Source organism: Neobacillus sp. B4I6 (assembly GCF_050434045.1).
Classification (GTDB): domain Bacteria; phylum Bacillota; class Bacilli; order Bacillales; family Cytobacillaceae; genus Neobacillus.
Genome location: NZ_JBNPWB010000002.1, coordinates 5,407,353 through 5,421,661, shown reverse-complemented (window position 1 = coordinate 5,421,661; position 14,309 = coordinate 5,407,353). Strand labels below are relative to the sequence as shown.

General features: G+C 44.5%; 13 protein-coding genes. 2 read left to right on the top strand and 11 right to left on the bottom strand.

Translation table 11 applies throughout. From position 1 onward, the window contains the following. Positions 1 to 62: 62 nt before the first annotated feature. Positions 63 to 1,358: a hemolysin family protein gene (locus QF028_RS29005; RefSeq protein WP_429470917.1), complete on the bottom strand. Its 1,296-nt coding sequence runs from the start codon at positions 1,356 to 1,358 to the stop codon at positions 63 to 65. 110 nt (positions 1,359 to 1,468) lie between these two features. Next, positions 1,469 to 2,974: a mechanosensitive ion channel gene (locus QF028_RS29000; protein ID WP_429470915.1), complete on the bottom strand. Its 1,506-nt coding sequence runs from the start codon at positions 2,972 to 2,974 to the stop codon at positions 1,469 to 1,471. Positions 2,975 to 3,415: 441 nt separating this feature from the next. On the opposite strand from QF028_RS29000, the gene QF028_RS28995 reads away from it, so the two are divergent. Further along, positions 3,416 to 3,586 (top strand): CsbD family protein, encoded by a 171-nt coding sequence (locus tag QF028_RS28995; RefSeq protein WP_088090184.1) that lies wholly within the window; start codon positions 3,416 to 3,418, stop codon positions 3,584 to 3,586. 87 nt (positions 3,587 to 3,673) lie between these two features. Next, complete coding sequence (locus tag QF028_RS28990) at positions 3,674 to 4,243, top strand: general stress protein (protein WP_429470912.1); 570 nt, start codon at positions 3,674 to 3,676, stop codon at positions 4,241 to 4,243. A 112-nt stretch (positions 4,244 to 4,355) separates the two neighbouring features. On the opposite strand, the gene nuoN is transcribed toward QF028_RS28990, so the two are convergent. From nuoN to QF028_RS28945, 9 genes are all read right to left on the bottom strand, one after another. Further along, complete coding sequence (nuoN, locus tag QF028_RS28985; RefSeq protein ID WP_429470910.1) at positions 4,356 to 5,867, bottom strand: NADH-quinone oxidoreductase subunit NuoN; 1,512 nt, start codon at positions 5,865 to 5,867, stop codon at positions 4,356 to 4,358. A gap of 6 nt (positions 5,868 to 5,873) precedes the next feature. Further along, positions 5,874 to 7,385 (bottom strand): NADH-quinone oxidoreductase subunit M, encoded by a 1,512-nt coding sequence (locus tag QF028_RS28980; protein ID WP_429470908.1) that lies wholly within the window; start codon positions 7,383 to 7,385, stop codon positions 5,874 to 5,876. Beyond that, entirely contained in the window at positions 7,382 to 9,253 is a 1,872-nt protein-coding gene (nuoL, locus tag QF028_RS28975) for an NADH-quinone oxidoreductase subunit L (protein WP_429470906.1), read from the bottom strand. Before nuoL ends, QF028_RS28980 begins: the two co-directional genes overlap by 4 nt. Positions 9,254 to 9,459: 206 nt before the next feature. After that, positions 9,460 to 9,774 (bottom strand): NADH-quinone oxidoreductase subunit NuoK, encoded by a 315-nt coding sequence (gene nuoK, locus QF028_RS28970; RefSeq protein ID WP_098932392.1) that lies wholly within the window; start codon positions 9,772 to 9,774, stop codon positions 9,460 to 9,462. Then, the gene (locus QF028_RS28965) at positions 9,771 to 10,289 is read right to left on the bottom strand and encodes an NADH-quinone oxidoreductase subunit J (protein WP_214999308.1); all 519 of its coding nucleotides are present in this window, start codon (positions 10,287 to 10,289) and stop codon (positions 9,771 to 9,773) included. The genes nuoK and QF028_RS28965 overlap by 4 nt, the downstream gene beginning before the upstream one ends. Further along, on the bottom strand, positions 10,286 to 10,705 hold the full coding sequence (gene nuoI, locus QF028_RS28960; protein WP_088090191.1) for an NADH-quinone oxidoreductase subunit NuoI: 420 nt from the start codon (positions 10,703 to 10,705) through the stop codon (positions 10,286 to 10,288). The genes QF028_RS28965 and nuoI overlap by 4 nt, the downstream gene beginning before the upstream one ends. Positions 10,706 to 10,956: 251 nt before the next feature. Further along, positions 10,957 to 11,961, bottom strand: coding sequence for an NADH-quinone oxidoreductase subunit NuoH (nuoH, locus tag QF028_RS28955; RefSeq protein ID WP_335438449.1), 1,005 nt, complete (start codon positions 11,959 to 11,961; stop codon positions 10,957 to 10,959). Continuing rightward, positions 11,961 to 13,061 (bottom strand): NADH-quinone oxidoreductase subunit D, encoded by a 1,101-nt coding sequence (locus QF028_RS28950; protein WP_214999306.1) that lies wholly within the window; start codon positions 13,059 to 13,061, stop codon positions 11,961 to 11,963. Before QF028_RS28950 ends, nuoH begins: the two co-directional genes overlap by 1 nt. A gap of 3 nt (positions 13,062 to 13,064) precedes the next feature. Beyond that, on the bottom strand, positions 13,065 to 14,306 hold the full coding sequence (locus tag QF028_RS28945) for an NADH-quinone oxidoreductase subunit C (RefSeq protein WP_429470902.1): 1,242 nt from the start codon (positions 14,304 to 14,306) through the stop codon (positions 13,065 to 13,067). Between the last annotated feature and the right edge of the window lie 3 nt (positions 14,307 to 14,309).

Genomic DNA, 14,309 nt, shown 5'->3' with positions numbered 1-14,309 from the left:
CGTCCTCCCGCAGGAGTCTTCGCGCCTTCCGCTCCAATCAACTTGGCTATAAATCCTTAATTTTAAATCTTTTTTACTTCTAAATTCGAAATGTGATAACCACTGATTGTGTGGATTTTGAACTGATATCCTTCTGTTATAACTTCACTACCATTTTGGAAGTCAAGGTTTTGTGATAGAAACCAGCCGCCAATTGTTATTATTCCTGCAGTCGCTAGGTTTGTCCCGAGTAAATCATTTACGTCCTCTATTAATAGTTTTGCATCTACTAAATAATGGTTTTCCTGTATCTTTAGAATCTCTGCAACTTCATCCGCATCAAATTCATCTCTAACTTCTCCGACGATTTCCTCAATAATATCTTCAACCGTAACCAAACCAGAAGTCCCACCGTATTCATCTATTAGGATGGCCATATGGGTACGTTCTTTTTGCATTTTCACCAATAAGTCATGAATGGGAATGGTTTCGATCACGTAAATAACAGGATTGATATAGGATTTTACCCTCAACTCTTCCGTATTACCTTTATTCATTATTTTTGCTGTTAAGAGTGCTTTAACGTTTATGATTCCGATGATATTATCTATATCACCGTCCATTACTGGATATCGAGTATAATTCTCCCTTCTCACCCTCTTAATAACTTCATTAATTGTGTCGTCTATCGTTAAGCTGCTAATCTCCGTGCGAGGGACCATGATTTCTTTTGCCAATCTCTCATCGAATTCAAAAATATTGTTTACATATCGTAATTCATTCTGATTAATCTCGCCGCTCTTATAGCTTTCTAACAAGAGGATCCGCAGCTCTTCTTCGGAGTGAGCTGATTCCTGTTCGGATGCTGGATTTAAGCCAAATAGACCGGCCAACAGACGGGCAGAACCATTTAATAGCCAGATAAACGGAAACATGATTTTGTTAAACCATATGATTGGCCGTGAGAAGTAAAGCGTTACAATTTCCGCTTTTTGGATTGCTACTGTTTTAGGCGCCAATTCACCAATTACTACATGTAAAAAGGTAACTGAGGCAAAGGCAAGCCCAAAGGATAAAATATGTGTAACAGATTCATTTAGGTTGAGTACCGTTAACAATGGGTGCAGCAGCCTTTCTACTGTTGGTTCTCCTAACCATCCCAGCCCGAGTGCCGTTACTGTGATTCCCAGTTGGCAGGTTGAAAGGTATTCATCGAGATGTGATACCACCTTTTTAGCTGCTACAGCGCCCTTCTCTCCTTCCGCAATCAATTGATCAATTCTAGAGGGGCGTACTTTTACGATGGCAAATTCGATTGCGACAAAAAATCCAGTAAGTGCGATTAATAGTGTGATTAAAAGTAAATTTATTATCATCAAGAGAAGTTTCACTCCCTCTCTTTTTATTAAAATAACAATCCGAAATTATCTGAGTTTCGGATTGTTATTCGTGTGATCAGGTAACAACCTGTCCCTTTTGCTTAAATCTTTTATTCTACTATTTTCTTGTCTATTTTATTATCTAGCTTACCTAAATATTTCGTGGCAAATTCCTTTCCTCCGAGACCGAAGGCGAGGCCGAATGCTAATGCTACTCCACCTAATACGAGAATAAAGGCCGCATTTACGATGGAATGAGCAACCCCAAGCTGGTCTAATGCCATAAAGACAGTAACTGCAAAGATTGCATATTTCCCAACAGCTGCGAGTGTCCGCGAGTAGCTGTTCTTTAAAATGTTTTGTAAAATACGTTCTACTAAATGACCTAAATATAATCCAACTCCTAAAATAACTAGTGCAGCGAATAACATCGGTAAATAAGCAATCACGCCTGTTGCAAGAGTCACTAAGAACTCTAAGTGGACAATTTGTAATGCTTCCACTGTAAATAATAAAACAATCACTATTTTTGCGAGCATACCAACGATTTGTGAAAGATTGTACTTGGATTGCTCTGGATTTAATGAGCCAATGCCCATATGGTGAAATAAATTGTTAAATCGTAAGCGCCAAAGCATTTGAGTAACCATTTTTTCGGCCCATTTTCCAAGCCATAAGCCCACTAAGATTAAGATTACCGCCACAGCGATGTTTGGAATGAGGGAGAGCACATGATGAAGCATCGTTATGGCTGGATCAGAAATTCCTTTTAGATCGAGTTTTTCTAAGGCTGTAATAATCGTCGGAATTAAGATTAAGATAAACACAATATTGCCGATCATACTTGAAAGTGTGGTTCCCTCTCCTGTTGGGCTTAACCCAAACCGTTGACCAATTCTCTCTGTACCAATACTTCTTAAAAAGTTGGTTAGAATATCACGGACAATTTTTGCAATAAGCCAGCCGACAAAGACAATCAGTGCGGCAGCAAATAACTTAGGTATAAAGGCAAGCAAAGTTGATAGAGTGTTTGCGAAAGGTTCAGAAACACCTTCCATTTGCAATGCATCTAAGACCCCTGGTAAAAATAGTAAGAAAACAAAATAGAAAAGAGCTTTTGCGATACTGTTTACCTTACTTACAGCATCCGCTGGATTATTTGTCATCTTCCATTGGACTAAAAGACGTTCAAAATGAAACATTGCAGAGGCCTTTTTAAAGAGCATACGAACGAGTGAGGCAACTGCCCAAGCTAGTAGTAATATTAGAGCAGCTTTTAAAACGTTCGGAATCGCTGCTGTAATGATTGATAACATTTGAACCAGTGGTGTGGCAATCAAGCTTAAGTTCAGCATATTAAAAAAGATAATCCACACAAACACTAGTAAAATATAATAAACAATTTTTCCAATAATCACTTCAGATGAGTATTTTCTCTTTCCAAAGTTTGAAAAAAGCTTATCATCAAAGCGTGTTTTCTTTAAAATTGCCTCGACACCTTTTCCGATACTCTTAGCGATCAGCCATCCAACTAATAATACAAGAAGGGCAAACAGCAAGTTCGGAAGCTGATTAAAATAAGAGTACCAACCCGTCATCATTTGATTCATATCCATCGTATCGATCTCCTTTTCCCCATTTTTTCTGTTTCCAACTTATTTACGTAAGTAAGTTTTCTATTGGATATATAACCCTAATAAAAGAAATGAAACCTTATTTTTTTTTACTAGTTGGTCCAATCTCCATCAATTAAAATTTTTTTAAATGGGAATCAGAAGCTTTTAAAAAAGGGCCTTTAATAGAAAGAAAACGATTTTTTATTCTGGTATGGATCATCCAAACCTTACTCTTAAAAAAATTGAGGTTTCGTATTTTATACAGTGGGAATATAACCAATATGCAAACGAAAGGGGCTGAAAGGTATGAGTTTAATAGCAAATCCAATAACCATATTGGCACCATTAACCTCCCACGTTTACTTATTGAGATCATGGTGAAAAGAAAGATGAACTAGATAATAAAAATCCATAAGAACAAATACAAGGAGGCTAAACAATATGAATAAGGATAAATTGTCAGGTAATGTAGATCAAGTAAAAGGTGAGGCTAAAGAGCAATGGGGTCATTTAACAGATGATGATTCAAAGGTAGCAGAAGGAAAAATGGATAAAGCAAAAGGCAAAGTAAAAGAAGGCGTTGGCGAAGTAAAAGATAAACTATCAAGATAGTAAACATTCACATTGGCAGCCTATTGATGATACTACTATATTCATTTTTTATAAAACATCCAAATTTTTATAAGAGGAGGAGTAAAAATGAACAAACATGAAAAAAACATTGTAGGTGTTTATCAATCCGAACAAGAGGCCATTGCCGCAATTGAGGATCTTGTAAAATGGGGATACGATAAGTCAGAAATCAGTGTAATCGGTAAAGATCACAATCACGTTGATTACGTTACCGAAGAAACAGGCACTGCAGTCGAAGATACCGCCACCACAGGTGCTATTACAGGTGGGGCACTTGGTGGCGCAACAGGATTATTAGCTGGACTTGGCGCTCTTGCCATACCGAGTATTGGTCCAATAGTTGCCGCAGGTCCTATTGCCGCAAGCATAATGGGTGCATTAACAGGTGCAGGTTTAGGAGGTTTAACTGGAGCACTAATCGGACTTGGAATTCCAGACGATGACGCCAAGTATTATGGGGAGTCCGTTGAAGAAGGTAAGATCTTAGTCCTGGTCAAGAAAAGAGAAGACTCTGCCCATAATATGATCGACAGTGATGAAGAGATTCCTTTAGACGTGGAACCAGCTGCTGATCATGAGGATGACCGATTCAAATCGATTAGAAATCGAAATCCTGCCTTGAGTAACAAATATTAAGTAACTTATAGATAAAAAAAAGAAGAGGTTCCCCAACCTCTTCTTTTTCATATAAAACCCCTTTAAATTAACCCGCCGCCTTCCCCCAAGCAGCACAACTCTCCCTTAACAACTAGCTGAAAAAGTCTGCTAAGATATCAAGGTTATTTTGCATAAAATCTAAAGCGATATTCGGCATCACACCAAACAGTACTGAACCAACCACCGCAACAATCAAGACCACATTAATTCCGAATGGAAGATTGAACTTGCTGTCATCACTTGCCGGACGGAAGAACATTTGCGTCATTACGCCGAAATAATAGTAATATGAGACGACCGTCGTCGCGATCATAATCGACGCAAGCACATAATGCGGCGTACCATAAAATGCCCCGATAAAGATGTTTAATTTTCCGATGAAACCAGCTGTACCCGGGAAACCTGCCAACGAAACAAGCAGTAAGCCCATCACGACTGCAAGCACCGGCGAGCGGCGATACAATCCAGCAAAATCAGCAATCTTCGTTGAGCCTGTTTTTTCGCTAACCACCTGGATGACCGCAAACGCGCCAAGGTTCATGAACAAGTAAGCGAGCAGGTAGAACCAGATCGAATAAAACATATTCGAGCTCAAAGATGTTAACGCCACTAAAATATAGCCGGCATGAGCGATACTTGAGTAAGCAAACATCCGTTTTATGTTCGACTGCTTCAAAGCGATCACGTTACCAATAATCATGGTCGCCCCAGCGATAAAGGCGATATAATCCTGCATCTCTAGCAAAATCGGCATTTGTGGATTTCCAACCGATGCGGCCGAACCAAATACCGTTAACAAAATGCGGAGCACAATTACAAAACCAGCTGTCTTCGAAACCACACTTAGAAAAGCGGTAACTGGTGTTGGCGCCCCTTGGTAAACATCAGGTGCCCACATATGGAACGGAGCCGCACCCAGTTTAAAGGCTAATCCAACAAAAACCATCAAAAATGCCAAGGTTAACAAGTACGCTTGCTGGCCATCCGTAACCGTGGACAACCGGCCGGCAATGTCGAGCAAGTTGGTTGAGCCTGTTAAGCCATAGATATAGCTCATCCCAAACAACGTAATCGCAGTTGAAATTCCGCCATTGATGACGTATTTCATCGCTGATTCGTTAGACTCTAAATGATACTTGCGGATCCCCGCTAAAATATAAGAAGAAACAGTTAACAATTCCAAGCCGATAAACAGCGTAATTAGATCACCGCTGGATGTCATAATCATCGCACCGAGCAAGGCCGATAAGAACAAGTAATAAAACTCGCCGCGATATTCTTCCAAGCCTTCTTTCGGCTCATAGCTGACGGCCAAGAACATAACCAGACCTGCACCCGCAAGAAGCAATAATTTAAAGGCCATCGCGAAACTATCTAAACGGAATGAATTCTCCAAAATCGACGTCACTGGTCCGCCGACCATGCCAAGCACAGAAACGATCGCTGCAAAAATGGCCGCAATCCCGATCCAGCCGAGAATTTTTCGATCCATATTTTTCGGCATAAATAAATCTAAAAGTGTAAGAAGTGTAGATACACCAAGGATGATGAACTCTGGCGTCATGGCACTCCAATTGATTTGCTGCAAGGTCTCAAGACTCATCCTTCATCACCCTCCTATCCCTAGCATGATCGTTTCAAGTGTAGTTTGTAGCGGTGCGCTGAGGACACTTGGGAAAACACCAATTAAAACGATTAACAGCATCAAAATAACCACCGGCACGAATTCCACGCCTTTAAGATCGAGGATGCCGGTAAATTCACGATGTGACTTGCCGTACGTGATCCCTAATACTGCGCGAAGCAAGTAAGCCGCCGTCATGATAATCCCGATTGTACCAACTGCGGCAATCCACGGCATTTCTTTGAAAAGACCGAGGAACGCCATAAACTCACTGACAAATCCAGACATCCCTGGCAAGCCAAGCGACGCCATCCCTGCAGCCAACAAGAAGCCCGCTGCAATCGGCATGCCCTTCGCCATTCCGCCCAGATTCTCAATCAGCGATGTACCGGTGCGTTCATAAAGGATGCCCACCAAGAAGAACAACAGTGCGGAAATCAATCCGTGCGAAATCACTTGGAAAATCGCCCCTTGAACCCCAGCCTCATTCATCGCCGCAAGTCCGATTAACACAATTCCCATATGAGAAATGGATGAATAAGCCAAAACCATTTTAAAATCTGTTTGAATGAACGCTAGAAACGCCCCGTAAAGGAGATTAATCACTCCAAGGACAGCAATCAGCGGCGCAAGTGTCTTAAATTGCTCGGGAAAAATACCCATCCCAAAACGGATTAATCCGTACGCACCGATTTTCAGGAGAATCCCTGAGTGGATCATAACAACAGATGGCGGCGCTTGAACGTGTACCTTCAGCATCCAGCTGTGTAATGGGAAAATCGGTAATTTTACCCCAAACGCAATCAATAAGGAAATGAACAAGCCAAGCTTCAAGTCGCCAGACAGCGGCGCATTTGGATCAGCCACCATTTGGACTAACGTATCAATGTTTGTTGTGCCTGTTTTTGCAAACAGAATCATGATCACGATAAGTAGTACGGCTGACCCTAAGCCGTTATAAATTAAGAAGCTGTAAGCTGCCTTTTCTTTTTCAAAATAACCCCATTTTCCAATTAAGAAGAAGGTCGGGATTAAGGTGATTTCAAAGAAGATGAAGAACAGAATTAAGTTTTCGGCGGTAAACACGCCGAGCATTCCGATTTCTAACAGAAGGAAGAGCATAAAATAGCCTTTCCATTCTTTTTTCACAAACTTTGCCGCCGCAATCGCTGACAGCGTCGCTACGACCGCTGTGAGGACGACCAGCAAGAGTTGAAAGCCGCTCAAGGCAAGTTCATAGTACACCGAGAAAACTGGCTCTTCGATGCCTGCAATGCCGCGGAATTGAATCCACGGGACGGATACGGTAAAGTCCGCCAAATCCTTGCCAAATTGATAATGAAGATAAGCTGCGATTGCCAACAGTAAGGCCGGCAGTGTGGCTAGAAAGCCTACCGCTTTAATCGCTTTTTCTTCCGTTTTAGGCATAAAAGCCAAAACCACGATACCTAGTAAAGGGGAGAATACTAGGATTGAAAGAACAGATGTTAAATTCATCGTAAGTACCCCCCTGTTAATGCAAAGATGACAACGAGTACCGCTAGCCCAATAAAGGCGACCGCGCCGTACGTTTGAACCTGTCCGGTTTGCAGCTTTGAACCTGCTGCCCCAAGACCTTGGACAATCCCAACCACGCCCTTGACGAGTCCTCCGACAAGGAAGCCATCAATGAACCGTAAAAAGTAGCTGAGTCCTTTGGTGAATGCGACGACCGTCAGTTGATAGAACTCGTCGACGTAATATTTGTTCGTTAAAATCGTGTGTAATGTATCCCCTGTGCCGCTTAACCAGTTGCGGGCCACAGACCGCTTGCTGTACATCAAGTATGCAAGGTAAATTCCCGCTAAGGAAACAACCGTTGCGGCAATCATGATCCAGCTTGGACCTTCGACGTGACCATGGTGTGCGAGCGCTTCGTTGCCATCGACAAGCCAGTCGCCAAGGAACGTTCCAAACCAAGGTGTATTGACATAACCAGCAACAATCGCTAGCACACCGAGGAGAATCATCGGGTAAGTCATGTTCGCTGGTGATTCGTGCACATGCTTTTGTTCTCCGCGTGCTTCTCCGGAAAATACCATGAAGAACAAGCGGAACATATAGAAAGCTGTCATAAATGCGGCCGCAAGTGCGAGTAAGAAGAGGAATGGATGTCCGCCTTCCCAGGCCGCAACTAAAATTTCATCTTTGGAGAAGAATCCGGAAAGCCCTGGGACACCGCTGATCGCGAGAGTTCCAATTAAGAAAAGCGGTCCGGTTAGTTTGAGCTTTTTCCAAAGTCCGCCCATTTCTTCGATGTTCTGAGTATGTACCGCATGAATGACGGAGCCGGCGGCTAAGAATAATAGCGCCTTGAAGAATGCGTGTGTCATCAGGTGGAATACCCCAGCAACATAACCGGCAGACCCTAAGGCAAGCATCATGTAGCCAAGCTGTGAGACCGTTGAATAAGCGAGTACGCGTTTGATATCAGTTTGCACAAGACCAATACTTGCCGCAAAAATCGCGGTAAATGCGCCAATCACGGCGATCGTAAGGAGCGCTGTTTTGCTTGCTGCGAACAGTGGAAATAGTGCCGCTACCAAATAAACACCGGCAGCAACCATCGTCGCCGCGTGGATTAAGGCCGAAACAGGCGTCGGACCTTCCATCGCATCCGGAAGCCAAGTGTGAAGCGGGAACTGACCCGACTTACCCACCGCCCCGATGAAAATAAGGATGGCAGTTAAGGTAATCATGGTGCCTGACACCGCACCGGCATCAACGGCAGCAAAAATTTCACTATATTCAAAGCTTTTGGTTTCCCAGAATAGCAGAATCATGCCGATAAATAAGCCTACGTCCCCGATCCGGGTCATAATGAACGCTTTTTTCGCGGCCGCCTTCGCTTCGTCCTTGTAAAAATAAAAACCGATTAATAGGAAGGAACCGACACCGACAAGCTCCCAGAAAACATAGGTTTGCAGTAAGTTTGGCGAAATCACCAGACCAAGCATTGCAAACGTAAAGAGTCCTAAATAGGCATAGAATACTGGAAACCGCTCGTCCCCTTGCATATAACCTTTGGAGTAGGTATGTACTAAGAAACTTACGAGCGATACGATAAACAGCATTAATGCATTTAATTGATTCACTTCAAAGCCCGCTGTTAGATGCATATCTCCTATCGTGAGCCAGTCAAATTTCGTAACATAGGTTGGCTCAGAAAAGCGCTCGAATAATACCAAAATCGAGTAGACAAGCGATGCCAATGTGAGCAGAATCCCCACATACGCACTCGCCTCTTTCAGTCGCTTCCCGAAAAGAAGAAGGATCAAAAACGATAATAGCGGGAAAAGCGGTATGAGCCATGCATTCTCCATCATTATCACTATCCCCTTAGACACGGGCGGTGACTGTCACCACCCGAGTTTTGTCGAAAGTTATTTTTATCTGGTGCCTGACACCCTTCGTGGACAAATCCACATAAATGTCCGCGTACAGTGAACAACCCAACACAAAGTTGCAGTGTCCGTCCAAGGTGGACAAAGTGACGAAGTGTCTTTTCGTGGTGCCTGACACCCAATTTTTTTTAGTTTTTCATTGTGTCCATTTCGTCGATGTTGACGGTCTTTTTGGCGCGGTAGAGTGAGATTAATATGGCTAGACCGACAGCTGCTTCGGCTGCTGCGACGCTGATCGCGAACAGGGCGAAGATTTGGCCGGTAATGGACGGCGCCATTCCATATTTGCTGAAGGTTACGAGATTAATATTGACCGCGTTCAGCATTAATTCAATCGAAATCAGGACAATCACGGTGTTTCTTTTGGTAAGTGCACCGTATAAACCGATGCAAAACAAGATCAGTGCAAGTGCCAGGAAGGCTGAAGCGGGAACAGAACTCATTGGTCGTCCGCCTCCTTCTTCTCATTTTTCGCTAAGATAATCGAACCAACAAGGGCAACCAGTAGTAAAACAGACGTTAACTCAAACGGAATGATGTATTTTGAGTAAAGTGCTTTACCGATTTGCATCGTGTTGTTTTCATGCAAGGTGGTCGGAACCTGTGCGATATTGAAATTGTAAATGCCAATGTAAACAGCAAATGCAAAGCCGAGAATCCCTAAGAAGACAAGGATTTTTCTCCATTTGCCGGTTTGTGGCTCATGTTCATCATTATGCTTTGTTAACATGATTCCAAACAGCATGATGATGGTAATCGCACCTGAATAGATTAAGATTTGCACAGCTGCCACAAATTCGGCTGACAGCAGCACGTAAATTCCAGCGATTGCGACAAAGGTGAAGATCAGTGAAACGACCATATGAACCACCTTGGTAAGGTTTAAAAGAAGCACACCGCCAATAATGGCGACAAGTGCGAGTCCCATAAAAGCGAGGAATTCGCCGGAAAAGGTCATGGTTTATTCACCTGCCGTATGTTTTCATCGTTTTCATCTAACCATTCTAGGTTTTTAAATAACATGTCACGGCTGTATTCAGCGAGCTCGAAGTTATTGGTCATGATAATCGCTTCGGTCGGGCATACCTCCGTACATAAGTCACAAAGGATGCAAATTTCAAAGTTAATATCATAGGTATCAATGATTTTCCCTTTTTTCGTTGGGTCCGGATGCTTTTTACCCGTTAAATTAATACAATCCGTCGGACAGATGTTCATGCACTGATTACAAACAATACATTTTTCCGGATAAAACTTTTGAATACCGCGGAACCGGTCTGGCAGTGGAAGCGGCTTGTTTGGATAATCATACGTAACCTTTTCTTTGGTCAAGTTTTTTAGGGTATATTTCAAGCCTTTTGCTAATCCAAGCACGTTTTTCACCCCTTTTACATTTTAAAGATGGTTTTTGGTGTCAGGCACCATAAATTTTTTTAAGGCTATTAAAAACTTGTCTGTTGATTTCCGCTCCAGGCGCTTCGCTTTCCGCGGGCGGTCCGGGGAGCCTCCTCGGCGCTAAGCGCCTGTGGGGTCTCCCCTGCCCCGTCCTCCCGCAGGAGTCTCGCGCCCTCCGCTCCAATCAACAGAGGTACAAAATCAACAATGACTTTTAACACAGCCTTTTCTTAAAAAAATAACGATTTAACTAGCGCTGTTAAGAATATGTTTGCTAGTGCGATTGGCAATAGTACTTTCCAGCCAAATTCCATGAGTTTGTCGGCGCGGAAACGTGGTAGCGTGGCCCGCAGCCAGATGTAGACAAAGACGACGACGCTGAATTTGAGTGCGAACCAGACGGCGCCTGGGATGAAGTCCAGGAAGCTGATTGGTGCCAGCCATCCGCCAAGGAAGACGACGGTAATGAGTGCGGACATTGCGAATAAGTACACATATTCAGCGAGCATAAAGAAGGCCCAGCGGAATCCGGAATATTCTACGTGGTATCCAGCAACTAGTTCATTTTCCGACTCCGGCAGGTCAAATGGTGTCCGATTTAATTCGGCGATTGATGCAATGAAAAAGACGATGAAGCCGATTGGCTGTAAGAGTATGAACCAGCCATGTTTTTGTGCTTCGACGATATCATTTAGGTTTAAACTTCCTGATAAAAGGATGACGCCTAGGACGGACATGACTAACGGGATTTCGTAGGAAATCATTTGGGCTGAAGCACGCATTCCTCCTAAGAGGGCGTACTTGTTATTTGATGCCCAGCCGCCAAGGAGCATGCCAAAGGTGGTTAATCCGCTAACGGCAATATAATAGAGTAATCCGACACCGATGTCAGCAAACTGAAAGGCGTCTGTGAACGGCATCGTCGCCAGGACCATAAAGGATGGTGCGAAGGCGATGACTGGTGCAATGATAAATAATGGCTTGTCGGCTGCCTTTGGAATGATGTCCTCTTTTAGTAACAGCTTGAGGACGTCTGCGACGGTTTGTAATAGTCCCCATTTACCGCCGACCTGGTTTGGACCATGGCGCAGCTGCATGTAGCCTAAGACTTTCCGCTCTGCTAAAATTCCGTAGGTAACAAATCCTAATACGATTAAAAGCAAGACAGCGCCGAGTAAAAAGAAAATTCCAAAGTTAGCCCAACCCGGACTTGACTGGAGCAATTCTTCTATCATTAGCCGTCAACCTCCCCAAGGACAATATCAACTGCCCCTAAAATAGCAATCATGTTTGCAATGTTTTCACCCTTTAAAAGTTTCGGGAGAATTTGCAGGTTATAGAAGGATGGTCTTCTAAACTTTAAGCGGTACGGCTCTTTTTTGCCGTCGCTGTAAATATAGCAGCCAATCTCTCCGCGCGGTGATTCAATGCGGACAAATGCTTCGCCTTTAGGTGCCTTAATGATTTTCGGCACTTTCGCCATAATTGGACCTTCACCAGGGAATTGTTCCACAGCTTGTTCAAGGATTTTCAAGGATTCTTCAATCTCCGCCAAACGCAAATGGTAGCGAGCTAAGCAATCGCCGTCTTCTGAGGTTGGTACATCAAAGGTAAAACGGTTGTAAACAGAGTAAGGCTCATCTTTACGAAGATCCCATTTCACGCCCGTACTGCGCAGGTTTGGTCCGCTCAGTGAATATTGAAGCGCCTCTTCTTTTGTATACTTGCCGACGCCTTTGACCCGGTCGAGGAAGATTTCATTTCCACTGACAAGCTCGTGATAGCCTTTCAGCTGGCCGCGCAGGTATGGTACAAAGCTGCCTACTTTTTCAATCCAGCCTTCAGGTGCATCCCACTTCACGCCGCCAACGCGCATATAGTTGAAGGTCAAGCGGGCCCCCGATAATTCGTTGAGCATATTGATAATCATTTCGCGGTCACGGAAGGCGTAGATGAACGGACTTGTTGCACCTAAGTCAAGGATATACGTACCCCAGGCAACAAGGTGGCTGGCAATCCGGTTCAATTCCATCGCAATCACACGTAAGAAATCAGCTCGTTCAGGAATTTCAATCCCCATCATCGTTTCGACTGCATGACAGAGGATGTAGTTATTGGTCATCGAGGACAAATAGTCCATTCGGTCGGTGTAAGGAATAATCTGCGTATATTGCAGGTCTTCAGCTAACTTTTCTGTTCCGCGGTGTAAGTACCCGATGACAGGTTTCGCTTCGGTAATGATTTCCCCATCAATTTTAACAACCAGCCGGAACACTCCGTGCGTACTTGGATGCTGAGGACCGACGTTTAATATCATTTCTTCTGTTCTGATCATTGGTTACACCTCCACGTCGTACGGCTCGTAATCTTTTCGCAGTGGATGGCCAACCCAATCTTCACCCAGCAAGATGCGCCGTAAGTCTGGATGTCCTGGAAACTTGATTCCTAGTAAATCATAGGCTTCACATTCAGGCCATTCTGCGCCTGCCCAAAGCGGCTGCAAGGACTCGATTGTTGGTTCGCTGCGGTCAATCTTCACTTTTAGGGCGACGGACTGACGGTTTTTGTATGAGTACAAGTGAACATAAACTTCCATATGTGTTTCAAAGTCTGTCCCATGAAGCTCTGATAAATAATCGAACCCTAAGAGCTCGTTGTATTTTAAAAATTGAGCTACTTTGTAATATGTATCACGCTTCGCCACGAGGGTTGGAACGTCCTTAGATAGTTTATTAATATAAGAATCTTCTAAAACATCTGGTCCCAGATGTTCGGTAATCACCTTCACATACTTATCGAGGTATGGCTGGTTTGGTGATGGCTTCGTTTCGGCTGCTGGAGCCGCTGTCTCGTCGACTTTTCCGCCCGCTGCCGCTTTCGCCTTGGCTGCTGCCGCTGCTTTTGCCTTTGCTTTAGCCGCCGCAATCGCTTTTGCTTTTTCGTCATCGCCGCCTGCTGGTGCGACTGAGTCGGTTCCTGCTCCTGCCGCTTTAGCTTTTGCCGCCGCTGCTGCCTTTGCCTTTGCTGCCGCCACTGCTTTTGCCTTGGCCGCTGCTGCCGCTTTTGCCTTGGCATCGTCTCCGGCTGCGGCGTTATCGCCTGCCTCGGATTCAGCTGCTGGGGCTGCACCGCCAGCTAGTTCCATCGCTTTTTTCTTCGCTGCGGCCGCCGCTTTCGCTTTCGCTACCGCTGCTGCCTTTTTCTTTGCTAAATCGTCACTGTCGTCTGAAGCAGAAGTTTCAGCCGCTGGTGGTGCCGGCGTATCAGCTGGGGCAGATTCCTCGGCTGGGGCTGTACCACCGGCAAGCTCCATCGCTTTTCGCTTTGCCGCTGCGGCCGCCTTCGCTTTCGCTACCGCCGCCGCCTTTTTCTTCGCTAGATCGTCGCCGTCATTTGCCGGTGCCGGTGCCGGTACTGGCTCTGGTGCTTCGGCCTTAACTGGTTCCGCCGGTTTTTCCTCCTGCTTCGGAGTTGGTGAGGCTTCCCCTGCGGCCTTCGCCGCCCGTTTCGCCGCCGCTGCCGCTTTCGCCTTTTCAACGGCTTCCTTTTTTAACTGATCAAGATCTTTATCCCCACTCATCGG

Bases quoted from the DNA above. Each gene is read 5' to 3' on its own strand.
- QF028_RS29000 (WP_429470915.1), bottom strand. From the start codon at position 2,974: ATGGATATGAATCAAATGATGACGGGTTGGTACTCTTATTTTAATCAG.
- QF028_RS28995 (WP_088090184.1), top strand. From the start codon at position 3,416: ATGAATAAGGATAAATTGTCAGGTAATGTAGATCAAGTAAAAGGTGAG.
- QF028_RS28990 (WP_429470912.1), top strand. From the start codon at position 3,674: ATGAACAAACATGAAAAAAACATTGTAGGTGTTTATCAATCCGAACAA.
- nuoN (WP_429470910.1), bottom strand. From the start codon at position 5,867: ATGAGTCTTGAGACCTTGCAGCAAATCAATTGGAGTGCCATGACGCCA.
- QF028_RS28980 (WP_429470908.1), bottom strand. From the start codon at position 7,385: ATGAATTTAACATCTGTTCTTTCAATCCTAGTATTCTCCCCTTTACTA.
- nuoL (WP_429470906.1), bottom strand. From the start codon at position 9,253: ATGATGGAGAATGCATGGCTCATACCGCTTTTCCCGCTATTATCGTTT.
- nuoK (WP_098932392.1), bottom strand. From the start codon at position 9,774: ATGAGTTCTGTTCCCGCTTCAGCCTTCCTGGCACTTGCACTGATCTTG.
- QF028_RS28965 (WP_214999308.1), bottom strand. From the start codon at position 10,289: ATGACCTTTTCCGGCGAATTCCTCGCTTTTATGGGACTCGCACTTGTC.
- nuoH (WP_335438449.1), bottom strand. From the start codon at position 11,961: ATGATAGAAGAATTGCTCCAGTCAAGTCCGGGTTGGGCTAACTTTGGA.
- QF028_RS28950 (WP_214999306.1), bottom strand. From the start codon at position 13,061: ATGATCAGAACAGAAGAAATGATATTAAACGTCGGTCCTCAGCATCCA.
- QF028_RS28945 (WP_429470902.1), bottom strand. From the start codon at position 14,306: ATGAGTGGGGATAAAGATCTTGATCAGTTAAAAAAGGAAGCCGTTGAA.